General features: G+C 43.3%; 12 protein-coding genes. 4 read left to right on the top strand and 8 right to left on the bottom strand.

From position 1 onward, the window contains the following. Nucleotides 1-1,737: carbonic anhydrase (locus AVJ20_RS13885; RefSeq protein WP_111885636.1), on the top strand; the 1,737-nt coding region annotated here is incomplete at its 5' end. 70 nt (nt 1,738-1,807) lie between these two features. Here the strand turns inward: AVJ20_RS13885 and AVJ20_RS13880 are convergent. The 7 genes from AVJ20_RS13880 to AVJ20_RS13850 form a co-directional block, all read right to left on the bottom strand. Next, nucleotides 1,808-2,122 carry a hypothetical protein gene (locus AVJ20_RS13880; RefSeq protein ID WP_078189807.1) on the bottom strand — a complete coding sequence of 105 codons (315 nt, stop codon included), beginning with the start codon at nt 2,120-2,122 and terminating at the stop codon, nt 1,808-1,810. Nucleotides 2,123-2,194: 72 nt separating this feature from the next. Beyond that, nucleotides 2,195-3,274, bottom strand: a complete 1,080-nt coding sequence (locus tag AVJ20_RS13875) for a patatin-like phospholipase family protein (RefSeq protein ID WP_111885635.1) — start codon at nt 3,272-3,274, stop codon at nt 2,195-2,197. 106 nt (nt 3,275-3,380) lie between these two features. Beyond that, nucleotides 3,381-3,788: a hypothetical protein gene (locus AVJ20_RS13870; protein ID WP_111885634.1), complete on the bottom strand. Its 408-nt coding sequence runs from the start codon at nt 3,786-3,788 to the stop codon at nt 3,381-3,383. 103 nt (nt 3,789-3,891) lie between these two features. Further along, complete coding sequence (locus AVJ20_RS13865; protein WP_111885633.1) at nt 3,892-5,511, bottom strand: ABC1 kinase family protein; 1,620 nt, start codon at nt 5,509-5,511, stop codon at nt 3,892-3,894. Between the two features lie 18 nt (nt 5,512-5,529). Beyond that, the gene (locus AVJ20_RS13860) at nt 5,530-6,198 is read right to left on the bottom strand and encodes a ubiquinone biosynthesis accessory factor UbiJ (RefSeq protein WP_111885632.1); all 669 of its coding nucleotides are present in this window, start codon (nt 6,196-6,198) and stop codon (nt 5,530-5,532) included. Nucleotides 6,199-6,214: 16 nt separating this feature from the next. Beyond that, entirely contained in the window at nt 6,215-7,159 is a 945-nt protein-coding gene (ubiE, locus tag AVJ20_RS13855; RefSeq protein WP_111885631.1) for a bifunctional demethylmenaquinone methyltransferase/2-methoxy-6-polyprenyl-1,4-benzoquinol methylase UbiE, read from the bottom strand. A 225-nt stretch (nt 7,160-7,384) separates the two neighbouring features. After that, entirely contained in the window at nt 7,385-8,098 is a 714-nt protein-coding gene (locus AVJ20_RS13850; RefSeq protein ID WP_111885630.1) for an FFLEELY motif protein, read from the bottom strand. A 205-nt stretch (nt 8,099-8,303) separates the two neighbouring features. On the opposite strand from AVJ20_RS13850, the gene AVJ20_RS13845 reads away from it, so the two are divergent. Continuing rightward, entirely contained in the window at nt 8,304-9,722 is a 1,419-nt protein-coding gene (locus AVJ20_RS13845) for a phosphate--AMP phosphotransferase (RefSeq protein ID WP_111885629.1), read from the top strand. Nucleotides 9,723-9,863: 141 nt separating this feature from the next. Here the strand turns inward: AVJ20_RS13845 and AVJ20_RS13840 are convergent, their stop codons facing one another. Further along, entirely contained in the window at nt 9,864-10,385 is a 522-nt protein-coding gene (locus AVJ20_RS13840; RefSeq protein ID WP_078192820.1) for a hypothetical protein, read from the bottom strand. 179 nt (nt 10,386-10,564) lie between these two features. On the opposite strand from AVJ20_RS13840, the gene AVJ20_RS13835 reads away from it, so the two are divergent. Next, nucleotides 10,565-14,350: an exodeoxyribonuclease V subunit gamma gene (locus AVJ20_RS13835; RefSeq protein WP_111885628.1), complete on the top strand. Its 3,786-nt coding sequence runs from the start codon at nt 10,565-10,567 to the stop codon at nt 14,348-14,350. Beyond that, a complete protein-coding gene (locus AVJ20_RS13830) occupies nt 14,347-18,117 on the top strand; it encodes a UvrD-helicase domain-containing protein (RefSeq protein WP_228157215.1) in 3,771 nt (1,256 codons plus the stop codon). Before AVJ20_RS13835 ends, AVJ20_RS13830 begins: the two co-directional genes overlap by 4 nt. Nucleotides 18,118-18,193: the final 76 nt, after the last annotated feature.

Below are 18,193 nucleotides of genomic sequence, written 5' to 3'. Positions count from 1 at the left end.
GTGCTGTGGCAGTCACAGCCGCTCGATTTGCAATGGGATATCGGTGCCGTTCTGATCGGTATAGGTAGCATTGTCTTGATGTTGCTTTGGGAGAGGAGTCCATGCAAAAACTGGGTTCTGCCTTCAGCCTTGGTTGCTGTAGTCCTCGCTGCACTATGTAATGCCATGTTGGTGCTTAGTGGCTCGTCTTTTGCAGTTCATCCATCAAATCTCATCCAACTTCCTAACCTTTGGGATCAGCCACAAAATGTGATGATCTTTCCGGATTGGACCGCTTTAAATAATCCTCTGATTTATACGGGTGCAATTACTTTGGCGGTTGTGGCGTCATTAGAAACTTTATTGAATTTAGAAGCAGCAGATAAATTAGATCCGCATAAGCGCTCTTCACCCCCCAACCGAGAGTTATGGGCGCAAGGCATCGGTAATGTCGTTTCGGGTGCTATAGGCGGGATGCCGCTAACGTCAGTAATTGTTCGTAGTTCGGTCAATGCCAGTGCTGGAGCTAAAAGTAAATGTTCTGCCATCTTTCATGGCGTATTGCTCTTGTTTGCCGTACTGTGTTTAGTGCCTTTGATGAACATGATTCCGCTTTCAGCATTAGCCGCAATTTTAATCCTCACTGGGTTTAAACTGACACATCCCAAATTGTTTAAACAGTTGTATTTAAAAGGTTGGAAACAATTTATTCCTTTTATCATTACCTTACTGGCGATTTTATTCACAGACTTATTGCTCGGAATCTTGATTGGTTTAGCCAGTAGTGCGGCCTTTATTTTATATGCCAATTTTAATAAGGGACTGAAGGTGTATAAAGAGCATCATTTACATGGGGTGATTACACGGATTGAATTGCCTTCACAAGTCAGTTTTCTCAACCGTTCGGCATTAATATCTGCATTGGAACATATCCATCGCGGCGAACAAGTGGTGATTGATGCCACACATGTGAGTGATATGGATGCTGATATTTTCCAACTCATTCAAGAGTACCAACAGGAAAAGGCAGCACAGCGTAAAGTGCAAGTGCAGTTGATTGGTTTCAAGACACACTATGCCGATGCGCAGGAGGCGGCATTAGATATAGATATTAGTACAGCAGCTTTACAGCAACGTTTGAACCCAGAGGACGTGCTCGCTTTGCTTAAAGCAGGCAATGAACGTTTTGTACAAAATGAGCGTTTGCAACGAGATATCTATCGGCAACTGCGGGTGACCGCTGAAGAAGGGCAGCATCCGATTGCGGCAGTGTTAGGTTGCATGGATTCTCGTGCGCCGACTGAAATGATCTTTGATGTTGGAATTGGCGATTTATTTAGTTTACGCATAGCGGGGAATGTCGCAGGGCAAAAAGTATTGGGTTCTTTAGAATTTGCCTGCGAAGCCAAAGGCGCCAAAGTGATCGTAGTGCTTGGTCATACGGACTGTGGTGCGGTTAGCAGTGCTTGTCAGTTGCATTTAGCCGGTCAATCGATTCAGAGCTTGACGCGTATGCCGCATATTCAATATGTGCTGGGGCCACTCAATGAGTCTGTATCGCGTGTTGCCGAATTGATGCAACCACAAACGCTGAGTCCGGCATTTTTAGAGCAAGTGACGCAAATGAATGTACATTACAACATCCGCTATATTTTGCAAAATAGTGAAGTGCTACAGCAGTTGGTGCAAGAAGGTAAAGTGGCGATTGTTGGTGCAGTGTATGATGTAAAAACTGGACGGGTTAATTTCTTCGGATAAATAAAATCCGATGACATAAAAAAGGATCATCATGAACACATGATGATCCTTTTTATTGAACTAAAATACATTAGCGAATCATCGGTACAATCCAACTGGTAATGATCAGCAAAATACCGAAATGTCCCAATTTACGGGTGACATATACCAATTTTGACGGCTTTTGTTCCAATTGTTTCGCATAGTCTTCGATGCTAATGCCTTGTTTTGCATTACTGGTAAATAAAAACACCGCCAAATCGATACAAATTAAAATGGTACCGACATCTGCTACCACTTCCATTAAATCGTATTGGCCGCTGATCAAGGCGGTTGACACTTGATAAACAAGGAAAAGTGCAAAAGCGATGCAGGCATACTGCAAAACAGTTAAAAATATCCGCATAAATCTATACTAAATAAGCTCAAAATTCTGAAACAGGATTATAGCGTCCCTCGCAAGAGATTACTGTAACGCTTAGAGTGCTTGCATGACTGCTGGGAAGTGTTGCTTCTCAACCATTTCCAAAAACTCATCGCCCATACGCTGACTTTCAGCCACACATTGGTTCCACATTTTAATGCGTTGTTGGTTGTCTAAGCCTTTGAGGGTAAAGTCTTTACGGTCAGGCAGTCGGCCAAGCGGCAAGCTTGCAAGGTACTCTTGTGAAGGTGATAGTAACAGGGTACGCGCTTGATTGTCTGGATTAGCCTGACGTTTAAATAATTTATCAAACCAACCTGGGGTGATGCTATCCGTGAAATGCGGATACAGCACGATGCCCTGACTTTGGAAGGGTAGGTCAATATGATAGTCAATCAGGCCGCCATCGCGGTAACTGCCTTGTGGCGCATCAGGGATATCACGTATCGCGGCCATGACACCGGGAATAGATGCAGAAGCCATAAGCCACGGCATGACACTGTCTTGAGTCAATGCATGATAATGCGTGGTAAAGCCATCATCCGCCACGGTAAATTGATGACCTGACACAGGCTGACTAATTACACGCTGCATGAAATAACGACTGTGTTTACGTGCGAGCGCTGTCGTTCCCACGATTCCTGCGACAGAGGCTAATAGAGGCAGAGCTTTATCACTTTGGAAAATATGCTGAGCTTTGACTGAAAGCACAGTGAGGTGATAATCCGGGTGATTAACCAGTGCCGCTGCTTGACCTTGAATCAAATCGATCAGCATGCCACGACACACATCGCTGACTTCTTGACGACTCATCTTTTTATGAAAGCTCAGATTGGTATACAGCTCAGAGAGGCGTTTCGTGCCTTCGATAGCTCCCCAAGCAGCAATACTGGCAAAGCGCCAACTGCCAATCGATGAACCAATTAAAGTACGCTTTTGTTGCGCACGTGGCAAAAAGTCAGCAAAAATCGCCTGATCTAAACCTTGAATACCAATGCCTTTCGGGCCACCAGCAGCACCGGGCAGGATATCCACTTGAGCAGCGTTTAAACCTTCTTGTTCAATCAGTTGGCGGGCTAAATGGCCAGCACGGATATTGAGCGCAGGCGGTTTTTTTTGCAAAATTTGAGTCATGGCAGTCGCTTAAAATACAGTCGTAGAATTATTCTAGTGCGTTTTTGCACAGACCCAATGGCTGAAACTTACGACAAATGACTTCTCAGTCATATCAGGGTGTCACTCAGGAATGCTGTAATAATTGTTCATTATGCCGATGCAATTGAAACAAACTGAGGCAGACGATTGCCCATGTCGCCATTGGAAAGACCGCCCAAGCAAGTAGATTAATGATAAAAACCACGGCCCCAGCTAATAACCAATAATTTAACCCGGCTATCAGTTTTTGCTGTCGCAAACAAAGTAGGAATAAACAGGGAAGTGCATTAAAGAGAATGATCCACCAAAATGCAGCGCTAAGCTGCATCCGATACAGGATGGTGTTGGCTGACGGTTGCCAGTTTAGAAACGGCATGTGTATATTTAATTGAACCAACACATCAAGCAGGGTCGAAAAACTATATAGCAATGCAGTGGCGCACGCTCTGAGTGGATTTCGACCATACAGTACCCCTAAATAACTGTATGACATGGCGTTCAGCCTTATTTAAATTTTTTGTTTTTATAGCTTTAAGCCCTTTATTGCCAAAAGGCTTAAAGGATTTATGGATACATCAAGATCATTTAAATACAGATTATTTAAACACACGCCAAATGGCAAGTAAGCTTGAAAGTGCAATTAATACGATGGAAACGTACCATGGCGCAATTATCGCAATGGAGAGGAAGATGGCCATAACACTGCCAAAGACCCAACTACGCTTTTGCTGATGTTCCATTTGCAAGCGCATGCTTTGCAGTTCATTGAGTTGTTTAGCATGCCAAGCCGACTGATTTTTTAAACCATTCAGACTGTCGATCATCAGCGTTGGTAAATCTTGCGCACCTAAAAGTAAGTCTGGAATTTTTTGTCCGAGTTCTTTTAAGTTTTTCTGCGGATTCATTTGCGCTTTAATCCAATCGGTGAGGATTGGTTTTGCTAAACTCCAAATATCCAATTCAGGATAGAGATCCGTTCCTAAGCCTTCGACATGGACCAAGGTTTTGAGCAGCAACATCAGTTGTGGCGGAATCTCTAAATGGAAACGACGCGCAATATCCATCACTTGAATCAGAATGCCGGCGAAGTCCAATTCATGCATTGGTTTAGAGACCATTGGGCCAACAGTGCGACGCATTTCACGTGCTAAGGCATCTTGATCTGTACCCGGTGGAATCCAACCCGCTTGATGCACGATTTGAATCAGCTGCATAAAGTCGCTGTTCATAACCGCAAGTAGCATGCGTGCTACGGTCATTTGGTCGTGCTTTGAAAGCTCACCCATAATCGCGCAGTCCAAGGCAATAAAGCGTGGATTGCTAGGATTGATGGTTTCGACGAAGACATTCCCCGGATGCATGTCTGCATGGAAGAAGTTATCGCGGAACACTTGGGTAAAGAAAATGGTGAGCCCTTTTTCGGCTAAATCTTTACGATCCATACCCAAGCGATCAAAGGTCGCAATATCTGAAATAGGCACACCGGTAATACGTTCTTCGACCATGACATCACGGCTGTCCATGTAGACTTCAGGCACGTACATCATGCTTGAACCGGTGAAGTAATGACGCATACGACGGGTGTTATCCGCTTCTAAAGTCAAATCCAACTCATTGAGAATAATTTGACGGTAGTCCTGAATAATTTCAGATAAATGCAGGGCACGAGCGGCTTCTAGACGTTTTTCAAGGAACTGACCAAGCCACTCTAATATTTCAAAATCTTCCAGAATTTGATTGCGAATATTTGGGCGAGTCACTTTTACCACGACTTCGCGACCATCATGCAGGGCAGCAGTATGCACTTGTGCAATAGATGCTGCGGCTAATGGTTGCTCGTCAAAGCGTGCAAATAATGTATTCACATCCGCTTTGAGTGATTCCTGAATGCGCATTTTGGCAACGTCATTCGAAAAAGGTTTTACACGGTCTTGTAGTAGTACCAATTGCTGTAAAACTTCAGGTGGAATCAAGTCACGACGGGTAGACAGTAATTGCCCCATTTTAATGGCCAGCGGGCCCATCTCTTCCATGGCTTCTTTGAGCTTGAGCGGATTTTTACGCTCGCGGCTTGACCATGCCGCAGGGTGCATGCGAATGAGAGAAAGAATATGACGGGCTTTTTCCGGTAATTCTTCCGCAGGAAACAACGTGTCGAGTCTATAGTGCGCAGCGATGCGCCAAAGGTCGAGTAAACGTGAAACGTGCGGAATCATATGTGCAATTACCTAGTCTTAAGTGTTGTCTTGTAATGAGTCAATTTGGCTATGCAGCTGCTGAATTTTTGCTTCTGCACGGTCCAGATTTTGATTCAAAATTCGGGTGTCTTGATTCAGGTCATCCATTTGCCAACGTGGGGCAAACAAGCCAGAATCTTCTTTTAACGCGTCTTCAGCAAAGAACAAATGGCTTTGTAAAGTACGTTTGAGATATTTGGGGGCAAGTTGCAACTTACCAATTTCATGCGCAAGGCTTGGACCTATCCAAGGGCTTAAATGCGAAGCTAAATCGGGCTCAGCTTGCTGCATAATGCGTTGGATATCCTGCAATAAATGATAATCACCTTGCAATGGGATATTGCCGACATCTTCAGCCAACAGCAGTTTAAGGAGCTCGACGACCGTTTTGACATGCAAGGTCGCCGTTGCTTCGGTCGTACTTGACTGCTGCTCGTAAGGGCGTTGCTCAAAGATAGATGCGGTTTCAGAGTGTCCTGTTGGCGTCGGTTCTAAGCGAACTTTCTGATTGTCAAAAAACACATCCACCGACAACTGTGGTGAATCGATCACCACACGAAGCATTTTGCCTTGCAATTCATTCAGTTGGATGCGAGTAATAGCATCCAGATCAATGACATGATGAATTAAGCGTTCAACTGCACCAAGTGCGAGAATCGACCACATAGTTCAGCCTGCAGTATTAAAGTTTGAAACCACGATGTACGGCTACGATACCACCCGTTAAGTTGTGATAATCACAGTTTTGGAAGCCTGCATTTTCCATCATACCTTTAAGAGTACGTTGGTCTGGGTGCATACGAATTGATTCTGCAAGGTATTTATAACTTTCAGAGTCATTTGCTACGATTTTTCCCATAATTGGTAATGCAGTGAATGAGTATAAGTCATACAGTTTTGAGAATGGTTCAAATACCGGTTTAGAGAATTCTAAAATCAGTAAACGACCACCTGGCTTAAGAACGCGGTACATTGCAGCAAGAGCAGCATCTTTGTCAGTCACGTTACGTAGACCAAATGAAATGGTTAATAGGTCAAAACTGTTGTCTGCAAAAGGTTCTAAAGTTTCAGCATTGGCCAAAACGAAATCGACATTGGTACAACCAGCATCAATGAGGCGGTCACGACCGACATTGAGCATCGATTCGTTAATGTCTGAAAGCACCACATGACCTGTCGGACCAACTTCACGACTGAACACTTTAGCAAGGTCACCTGTACCGCCTGCAATATCCAGTACGTGCTGACCGCGACGAACACCTGACATGTTAATGGCAAAACGTTTCCATAGACGGTGAATACCAAATGACATCAAATCATTCATGATGTCGTATTTCGCAGCCACTGAGTGGAAAACTTCCGCGACTTTTTGCGCTTTATCTTCGCTGCTCACGGTCTGATAACCAAAGTGTGTGGTTGGCCCAACATTACCTGTGTTCGCGCCACGTGGCAGATTATATTTGGGTACTGAACCTGTCACAGGTGTGTCGGTCAGACGTTGTTCTAAAGATTGTTGCTGACCTTGCGCTGTCCCTTGTGGTAAAGGTTCAGTTAAGAATGGACTCGCTTTGTCTGTATTTTGTGCCGACTCAGGTGTAGGGGCAGGCGTTTGATTCTCGTTAGACATTAGAGTCACTCCTAACTTATAAATAGGGTTAATGTTGCTTTGCAAGCATGATGACAGATTCTCTGTTGTTATACAGCAGTCATTTGCATTTGTTGTGAATAATATACAGAAAAAATAAGGGTCTGCTGTAATTGCTTTGCAAATCCCCTATAAAAAATCTGAATTCAGCCTTGCAAGCCTTGTCTGTTTTATATCAAACATGGGCTTTATGGGATGATAATTTTGTTAAGCCGCCGGCTGAAACGGGTTCGGGTCTCCAGCATGTACACGGTCAATGATTTGACGTTCTACAGTGGTAAATTCACGCACAAATTTTTCTGCTGACTTAAGTGGTTTCATTGCGAGAAAGCCATCTTGCATAAAGTCATACATCACTTCGAAGTTATATTTTATTGCTGCACCTTTGCACATCTTAAAGGCGGTATAGACCATAAATGAGCGCATATATTTATCTAAATTACGACCTAAATCGTCCAATAGTTGCAGCTGTAACATACGGTCCTTGCCCTGATCAAGCTTAAGATAAGTCTGGCGCATCATTTCATCGGTTAGGGTCAGATTGGATGGATAATCTTCTAATAATTGCATGGCCACTTGTTCATCAAGCTGTACGGCCAATATCGCAAGTTGTACGCCCGAAGTACCAGTCTTTATAGCATTGTCTGGAATCAATTTTTCAGCTTTGTGTGCATAGCGCGTGAGACGAGCAATTTGTGCTGCTAATGCATCAAAATCAGGACCGCCATATAAACGATTAATAAAATATTCAGACATCAGCACATTGTGTTTTTCAGCAAATTGTATGGCATGTGTGCGTTGCATACGCTGTTTTTGCCACTGCTGGACATCTTGTAAACGCTGTAAAATTTCTGGCTTTTTGTGGTAGTTCAACTGGTAATACAGTTCAAGTAAATCATCTAATACTGCAAGTTTGGACATTGAGTGTCTCAATTATTTTTTAGATGTTTGAATCTTAGTGGGTGTTGTAGCTTAGGGCTATGACAAAGTGACGAAATTACAGGTTAATCTGAGTCAGTTTGTTGCAGAAATGGTCATATTTTGCATTTCAGCATATACATGAAAGCATTGTTGTGTGATGAACGGCATGGTTATACTCAAAACAGAATAAAACCAAGGGTCCGCCATGAGCTTAAAAGAAACAGAATTTCAATTGATGGATGAAGAACAACTCTCGGTTGAGCTAATTGAAGCGCAATATCAACTGAAAAATACCAGCCGTCAGCCCAATGCCAAAAGCGTGTTGATTTTAGTCAGCGGAATAGAGCTTGCGGGTAAGGGGGAGGCCGTCAAACAGCTCCGTGAATGGGTTGATCCACGTTACTTAAGGGTGAAAGCGGATGCCCCGATCATATTTAATCCAAAACAAACCTTTTGGCAGTCTTATGCACGGTTTATTCCTGCCGAAGGGCAAATCATGGTGATGTTTGGAAACTGGTACAGTGACTTACTGAGTACCGCCATGCATGTGTCAAAGCCTTTGGATGAAACCTTATTTGATGAATATGTCGAGAACATGCGGGCTTATGAACGAGACCTAAAAAATAATCATGTCGATGTGATTAAGGTCTGGTTCGATTTATCTTGGAAATCTTTACAAAAACGTTTGGATGAAATGGACCCGAGTGAAGCGCGTTGGCATAAATTGCATGGTTTAGATTGGCGCAATAAAAAACAATATGACAACTTGCAACGTTTACGTCAGCGTTTTAGTCATGACTGGATCATTATCGACTGTGAAGATGAGCAAGTCCGTGATCAGCAATTTGCACAGTATATTTTACGCACTTTAAAACATTGTCCAACACATGAAACTAAAGCGGTAGGGCGTTGGAAACAAGCCAAAACACCACAGGCTTTATTGGAGCCAAGTACAGCCGTCGCTGATGAAGCCGATTATAAAAAAGAATTAAAAAAATTAAGCCGTAAGGTGGCTGAAGCTTTACGTTTTGATTCACGCAACGTGGTGATCGTGTTTGAAGGGATGGATGCCGCAGGGAAAGGCGGAGCAATTAAACGTATTGTTAAAAAGTTAGACCCACGCGAATATGAAATTCATACCATAGCAGCACCTGAAAAATATGAACTACGCCGTCCTTACTTATGGCGCTTTTGGAATAAAATTGTCCCTGAAGAGAAAATCACGATTTTTGATCGCAGTTGGTATGGTCGTGTTTTGGTTGAGCGGATTGAAGGATTTGCTAATACCGTTGAATGGCAGAGGGCATATGATGAAATTAATCGCTTTGAAAAGGACCTATATAACAGTCAAACGGTTGTCATCAAGTTCTGGTTAGCCATAGATAAGGATGAGCAAGCTGCGCGGTTTAAAGCCCGCGAAGAAACCGCGCATAAACGTTTTAAAATCACTCCAGATGACTGGCGGAATCGTGACCGTTGGGATGACTATCTCAAAGCTGCTGCAGATATGTTGCAACGCACGAATACAGAATATGCGCCGTGGCATGTGATTGCGACCAATGATAAGCATAGTGCTCGTTTACAAGTGCTAAAAACGATTTTAGCGCAGTTGAAAGCAGATTGACTTTATGAAAAAAGCCACGCAATTCGTGGCTTTTTTCTTCATTTTCAAAACTCGCTCATTTTCAAATTTACTGGATCTTCAGGCCTATGATTTAGAGCGCTTTAATGTTTTAAACCTGTTCATAAACTAAACGTCGCTGCATTAAGCATTGTTTGGTGTCGGGACAGGTTGGTTCGGAAATTTCTGTTGAATACGCTTCGCCAATTGGTAGCTTTCTTCTACATGGGTTTCAGCGACTTTTTTCATCACAATATAACCCAAACTGGCTGCCACCAATTGTCCACCTAATGGAATAAATTTAGTGACTTGTTTGGTAATATATTTTGCAGCAATGTTATTTAGCGATTTTTTCATCGCGGTTCGTGCAACCACTAAACCAGAAAATTCGACACCACGTTTACGCAGTTCTGTCCAATGAATTTGTTTGGTTTTTGGATCATACACACTAATTTGATCTGGTGCTAAACCAAAACGCGCATTAATTTCTGGAATGAGCTGTGACAAAATTCCGACGTCAATCACCACATCCAAAAATGGCACAGGAATAATGGCTGCACCTGCTGAAAAATAAGCACGTTTTTTAACGAGCTCTAAGCATTCAGCGCGAATAATGTCCAGATTTAAGTTAGGGTCGATGGAATCAGGAATGTTATCAATTTTCATAAGCAGATACCCTTGATACTGGATTGGTTTTTTTCTCATAAAGTATCATTAAGATACTTGTTTAAAAGCATTTTTTGCAATCTATTCTCTTGTCAAAGTCGCATAGACAGCCCAAGATGTATAGTAAATAATCATTGTTGTTTTGTAGTAGTTGGTCACTCAGGCTGTAAAGGTAATCCATGGCAATACATGTAATTCAGAGTCAAAGAATCGAAGTTTTGGTGGATTGTCTAATCAAAAAATTAAAATCAAATCAGTCGACTAATGCATTATCTGTCTTGCAAGAACGGCATATCGTGGTACCCGATCAAGCCATTGCAGCATGGTTAGAAAAACAAGTTGCTGAAAAAATCAGTATTAGTGCCAATATTAAGCATCATCGTAAAATTTTAGGGTTGCAGTGGAAAGCCTACGATTGGGCCTTGCCGAACAAACAAGACCGTGAGCGAATTAAAGGTATCAACATGCCGCCATTGATTATGCAATGGCGTATTTATAATGCTCTAGCCGGTTTTATTGCGGCTGATAAGTTTGATGCTGCTCAGATTCCGACAGACGTGCAGCCCTTAGTTCAGCGTATTTTTGATAGCACAGCACAACTCTCAGATCGAAAAAAACGTGAGCAAAAGCGCCAAGAAATGTTGTACTGGATCGCTGCTCAAGTCACCCGGCTTTTTACCAACTACATGGCCTTTCGTGGCAGTTGTATTCATACCCCGGATGAAGGTGTTGAGCAATGGATTTGTCCACATTGCGATACCGACTGGCTAAAAGCGTGGAGTCATAACCAGCCATTAAATATTATGCAACTCATAGGTCTGAAACCTGAACAAGCTGATGAATATTTACCGACGCAGGCTCGACAACTAGAGCAGTGGCAGCGTTGGCTGTGGCATCAAGTATTCAAAAAAGATTTTAATGACCGTCAGGAAATAGACAATAAATTTTGGTTTGCCTTGGCGCATGCTGAGCAAAATCGGCAGCAGCAGTTTGATTTGGATGCTGAGGATGATGAACGCGATGATGATGAGCGTCATCAAACCTATAACGGTTTACCTGAACAGATTTTCGTCTTTACTACCTTAGAACTACCACCTGCACAACTCAAATTTTTATATCGTTTGGCGGCGTATACCGAAGTACATTTGTTGTATTTCAACCCATCGCGTGAGTATTGGGCAGACATGGTCGATCCTGTTTGGAAAGATCGTTATAACCTAAAATTGCAACAGCGTTATATTGAACGAAATCCTAATGTCAGCACAGCGCAAATTCAGGCCTATCTGAGTACGACCAATGCGGAATTTCGTGAATCACAGCATTCATTATTGACTCGTTTAGGCAAACGTGCGCGGGATAACTTTGCATTATTGGTGAATATGTCTGGTGGCGAAGGCTGGGAAGATATTTTTCCAGATACTGAGCCGACAACGCTGCTCGCTCAAATTCAATATGACATCATGACTCTAGAAGAGCCCGAACAGCATCAATATGCACTCGCGGGTTCAGATGAATCGATTCAATTTCATGTCTGTCATTCTAGCCTGCGTCAGTTAGAAGTTTTACGTGAGCAGTTGGTACATTGGTTGGCCGAAGGCTCGGAACAAGAGCCACGCCATCCGAGTGATATCTTGGTATTGGTGCCAAATTTAAAAGAACTGGAACCGCATATTCGGACGGTCTTTTCGACGACTCGAGGCATGGGTCGCAGTGCTGTGGATTTACCTTATATCCCAGTAAAAATTGCAGGAGTGGTTAGTCAAGATATTCAAAATGCATGGAAAGCCTTTGTTGGACGCATTGAAATTAGCCAAGGTCGTTTTACCGCAGAAGATTTTCACGATTGGTTGAATTTGAATGCGGTGCAAGAACTGTATCAGCTCGACCATGTACAAATGGAACGTATGATGGAACTGCTAATTCAAGCCGGTTTCCGTCGTGGTTTAGATGAACAGCACATGTTGGCTTATTTGTCTGAGCAAGACCGAGATTATCGTTATACCTTTAAATTTGCTTTAGACCGTTTGGCGTTAGGGATTGCGATTCCACAGCATGCCGTATTTGAGAATACCTTAAGTTTCGCAGGGGTGCAGAGTAGTGATTTTGAGTTGGTGCAAACCTTAATTCTGATCTATCAAGATATCAGTGCGCGTCGAGATTGGCTTAATCCGAACCTCAGTGCACAGACTGTCAAAGCGTGGTTGCAACAGCTAGATGCAGATTTAAAACCTTTTGTTGAAGCCAGTGGTCGAGCATTTGAAACCATACGCGGTGTGATGCGCGCAATGACACAACGACTGAAAAATGCCCAAAGTGAAAAAGTTGAGTCGCTACCAAATAGCTTTAATTTACCGCTATCTTTATTGCTCAAGGAGATACAACAAGGCATCGATGGTTCTGTTGATCAGATCGAACCAACTGGTTCAGTGACCTTTGCAGACATGGGTAAAATCCGTCAAGTCCCATTTTCACTGGTGGTGTTGTTGAACATGGATAGTGGAAAATTCCCACGTCGTGATCAGAAAGTACCTTTTGATTTAATGGATGTGTTTAAGCCAGTATTGGGTGATCGCTCACGTTTGGAAGATGATAAAGGTGCATTTTTAGATGCCTTGTTATTTGCCCGAAAGTCCTTATGGATTTTCTATAATGGCTTTGATGTCAATGGAGGTGAAAGTCGTGAACCATCATCTGTCATTTATGAGTTTAGCCAATTCCTCGCTCGAATGATTCAACCCCAGCAGTTAGATCAGCCACATGATGCCATGTTGGATTTGGATGGGTTACGAATTCCAGAGCAACTCGAACCGCTCTATCATATTTATCCTTTGCAGCCATTTGACCCGACAGGATTTCAGCAGTCGAAAAACGTACGATATAAAGATCAATGGTTTGCTGTGGCGGAACATATTTTAAATCAGTCTGGACAACGCCAACCCTGGATTAACCTTGATTATCCAGTGCATGATGCACAAGAAGTAAGGGTGTTAGATGGTCAGGAATGGATTAAAGATGTGGTATTCCCAGCTCGGGCATATTTGAAAACGCTTGGTGTGGCCAGTGTGTATACCGGTGATCAGTTACCACAGAAAGAGCCTTTATTACTTGACCGTTTACAGCAATACCATGTCCGTGAATTATTGCAAAAGCATTATGTGCAGCCTGCATCTCGTGTCAATCAAGCTGAGGATCAGAACTCTACGACTCCAACTGAACCAGATATAGCATTATTCCAAGATGTACTGCCTGTAGGACATAGCCAAATAGCAACGTGGAAGCTTAGTTTGCAAGAGCAGACACAGTTATTAGAGCGTTTGGATGGACGCCGTGTAACCGCGACCACCTTACAAAATCTACAGCTTGAACCACATTTGATACTGAGTATCACTGTGCCTGAAGACTCTCAGAGTATGCATTGGTTAAGCTGTATGGCGTCTGGGGCAAAGCCTAAACGTCAGACGCAAACGTGGCTCGAATATCTACTGTGGTTGAGCTATTTAGACTTAGGCGATGAGGGCGCGACGTATCGTCGTGAAGTAATTTGTAATGATAAAAGTATAGTTTGTTGTGGTTTAAGCTCTGCACAAGCCAAGCTGCAGCTCAGTGAATGGCTGGCGATGTGGAAACATGCACAAAAACGTCCTGTGGTGCTGCCTGCTGCTTTAATTCGCCAAGAAAAATGCACTTGGGTGGAAAATGAAACAGGCCAACTCATGCCAGATAATTTTGCAAAGCTTCAAGAGGAATGGTTGAAAAATCATAGTTTTGGTGGTGTGGAGTTGGAGTCGAATGAAGCCAATAGCCACCATCGTGATTGGAGCTTTATTTTACAGCAACAAGCGGCAGATGAGCTTCTGGCATTGTCCTGTCGTTATTATGCAGAACGTTTATATCATGTGATGGATACCGAGGCATATGACGGCCTAAAAAAACTTAATGTCATCAAGCCTGAGGTCAAAAAATGAATATGCCACAGCAAACGATGAATATGTCCACCAACCCGATTGCAGACATGAGCTTTACGGGACTGCATTGGATAGAGGCTTCTGCGGGTACAGGGAAAACCTATACGCTTTCCAGTCTAATGGTGCGGATTTTTCTCGATCGCTATATGCCGAATCAGGTCATTGCCACCACTTTTACTCGTAAAGCCACAGCGGAACTCAAAGCGCGGGTACGACTGCGGATTGAAGAAACCCGTGACTTTATTTATGGCCTGCTCGCGGCACCTCAAGATGAGCTGGCCGAACTTCAGCAGAGTTTGAGTGACCCTTTATATCAGCAGGTGTTGAAAGATCATGGGCATCATTTAGATTATGCCTACAATCGGCTGAACATGGTCTTACAACAATATGAAGAACTCTTTGTCGGAACTTTAGACAGCTTTAGTCAAAAGTTATTACGTGAATTTGCCTTTGAAAGTGGTCGTATCGAACAGGTGCAAATCAGTGAAGATGAAGATCTACATATTGAACGTATTATTCATGATTTATTAAGAGATTGGATTCAGCAGCAGCCTGCACATTTGATTGAATATTTGATGTTGAATCATCTGTTGAAAGGTCCTGAATACTATCTGGGCGTGGTAAAGGAAAGTCTAAATTTCCCATCGGTGGATTTACGCGTCCCTGAATTACCCGAAAATGCTTTGGCACATTTTGAGGCGATGATTCATCAGCTTGCGCAGATGCTGCCTGCTGCTCGTGTAGAACTTGCAGCGTGTTTTGATGCCGCAAGTCATTATAAGAACCTTGTCGACGCTCGACGTTTTAATAAAGGGGCATTCTTTGTCACCTTTAACACACGCATTCCCGAGTTTTTACAGCACTTTGAAGCTGCGGGTAGCCAAGGGGTTTTGACTCAGTCCGACGTGTTACAACCGACGATGAAAGCCATTCGTTCATTGTTTTATGATCCGAATAAAACTGAATTTAAGCCACGTGTCTTTAAAGACAAAATCGTTGAGGAACAGCCGGATGTCTCAAAAGAATTTTATCAACATGCTTTTATTCAACAACTCCGAGCGGTACTCAGCGCTTATGAACATATCAATCAAGCAGAACAATATCTAAATTTTTATTTGGCGCAGGAAGTTAAAAAGCGTTTGCCTCAAGTGTTGTCCCACGCTGGCGAAACCACCTTTTCACAACAAATTAGGACCTTATCGGAAGCCTTACAGCAAAGCTCAGCAGCAGGGAAAGACAGTTTTGCCGCTCATGTTTTGGCACGATATCCGCTGATTTTAGTCGATGAATTTCAAGACACCAACCAAGATCAAGATGACATGCTTTCTAGCATTTGGCGGGTCAAGGAGCGCTTACATCAGGGTTGTATGATTATGGTCGGCGACCCCAAACAGGCGATTTATGGGTTCCGTGGCGGTGACATGCTGACCTATCGTAAAGCGCGTCATGACATTCATGCCAAGGGAGGGCGTTGTTATACCTTGAACAAAAACCATCGTTCAGTCAAAAACTTGGTTGAAGTGGTGGATGCCTTGTTTCATCGGCAAATGGACTTTGGTGAGCAAGTTGAATACACCCCGATTCAAGCAGGTGAGCGTGAGCATCCACCGTTGATTGATCATGATCAAGTCAATCCACAACCGCTGCGTTGGTTGGCTTTGGATGAAACGCTGAATGAAGCAGAGCAAGTGGCTTGGCAGATTCAGTCATTACTCAACCAAGCTCAGCAAGGACATTTATATTTTCAAGACAACAATATCCAGCGAGCACTGACAGCAAACGATATTGCGGTCTTAGGGCAAAACCATTTCGACTTAGAGCAAGTGCAACAATGTTTATTGCAACTGGGTGTTCCTTGTTATAAAGCATCACGGGACAGCGTCTATAAAAGTTCCGTCGCACAAGACGTTGCCGCTTTGCTGACCGCAATTTTAAATCCTTATCAAGAAGCCAAGGTGAAACGTGCGCTGCTGAGCCGTTTATTGGGTTTTGATCTGAAACAACTGGTCGCACTCGAACAGCAGGCAGATGGACTGAGCGAAATTATCGAAAAACTCGAACAGATCCGACAAATTTGGAATGAGCAAGGATTCCGCAGCGCGTGGAATAGCTGCATGACGGTCTTTCAGGTGTGGACGCGTTTGGTGGCTGGGCAAAGTCGAGATAATGAACGCACAGTGGTGAATTTACGCCATATCGCAGAATTATTAAGTCAGCAAAGTGAACATTACACAGGTGCACATAAGCTTTATCAATGGTTTATTCGCCAAATCAATTTAGGCATCAATAATGAAAGCACCCAAGAGCGAAAATTGACTGGGCAATTGGGGGTGCAATTGATGACGATCCATGCATCCAAAGGCTTAGAGTTTGGTTGTGTATTTTTATTGGGAGCAAATGCCGGCTTAAGTGAAAAAGGCAATTTGAATTTTTCCCTTAAAGACAATCAGCAAAAAAGCCTTGGGTTAGAACGTGTGATTGCTGTGAAGTCTTCGGACTTACCCGAAGATGATATTCAACAAAATGAAGCACGCAATGAAGCAGAGCACCATCGTTTGTGGTACGTGGCGTTGACCCGTGCCAGTTATCGTGTCTATGCCGTGCTGCGTCATCATGAAGTAGAAAAGAAACAAATGGCAGAAGCGCGTTCAGGACTGACTTTTTGGCGTGGAAGCGCACCTGATCTGTTCCAACATGCAGAAAGTGTGGATGCCGATGTCCTGCGTGCAGCACCACCGATTTTGACCCAGACTCAGGTTGAAGCTGTTGTATTAGACGCGGAAGAAATTCCCAACAGCCATTTTTATCCACGGGAAACCACCAGTTTTACCGCGCTCACGCGCACGGCACATAAGGCGCACATACAACGTGACCAATTGGCGGCGGCAATGACCGAGCCAGAAGCCAGTGCTGCCGATGAAGTGGAACAGCTTGAAATTATTGAAGCAGAAACTGCAGAGAAAATTAGCTGGATTAAACGGCATTTTCCAAAGGGAACCAAGCCCGGAAGTTTCTTGCACAAGTTGATGGAAAAAGTTCGATTTAGCACCCCAGAAGATAAGTTGGCCAAAGCCATCGCATCGCGCTTTCATAGTGATGTTGAGTTTGATTCGCCGCAAATATTGCAAAATTTGATTAAACAGTTTGGGCAAACGGCGAACCCTGAACAAGACGAAGCTGAACTGATTGAAGAAATGCAGGAATGGTACAGTCAAATCATTCATACACCGTTGCATGATGGTTTTAGGCTGCATCAGTTAAACGATGGTGAATACCGTTCAGAAATGGACTTTCATTTAAGTATGGCGGATCGTGCATTGGCAATACGTAAAATACGCATGCTATTTGAAAGCCTAAATGAGCCAGATTTACAGATACAAGATTTGAATGATGTGTTTACGGCACGCTATCTGACGGGGTCGATTGACTTGGTATATTTTGATGGTCAGCGTTATCACATTGCCGATTATAAAAGTAATTTCTTAGGCGATCAGACCGCACATTATAATCATGCCTATATTCGAGAAAGTATGAGTCATTCTAGTTACTGGTTGCAGGCGGCTTTATATTTGGTGGCCCTACATCGTTATTTGAAAGCCGTGATGAAAGACTATGACATGAAGCAGCATTTGGGTGGGGCGAGTTATTTGTATCTTCGCGGTATGGATGGACAGTCCGATCGTGGGGTATATCACTGGAAGCCGGCGGATACATTCATTCAAAACCTCGATGCAATATTGAGCGAAAAGGTTGTGGCTAAAACGTGAATAAGCACGAAAAAGATAAAAATATTCACGCTGAAACAACAAGTTGCATTGTGGATAAGTTTGAGGATAACTGTGT

Source organism: Acinetobacter sp. CFCC 11171, from assembly GCF_003268405.1.
GTDB classification, from domain to species: domain Bacteria; phylum Pseudomonadota; class Gammaproteobacteria; order Pseudomonadales; family Moraxellaceae; genus Acinetobacter; species Acinetobacter amyesii.
Note: the sequence above shows the minus strand (reverse complement) of the source record. Positions and strands in the feature narration are given on the sequence as shown.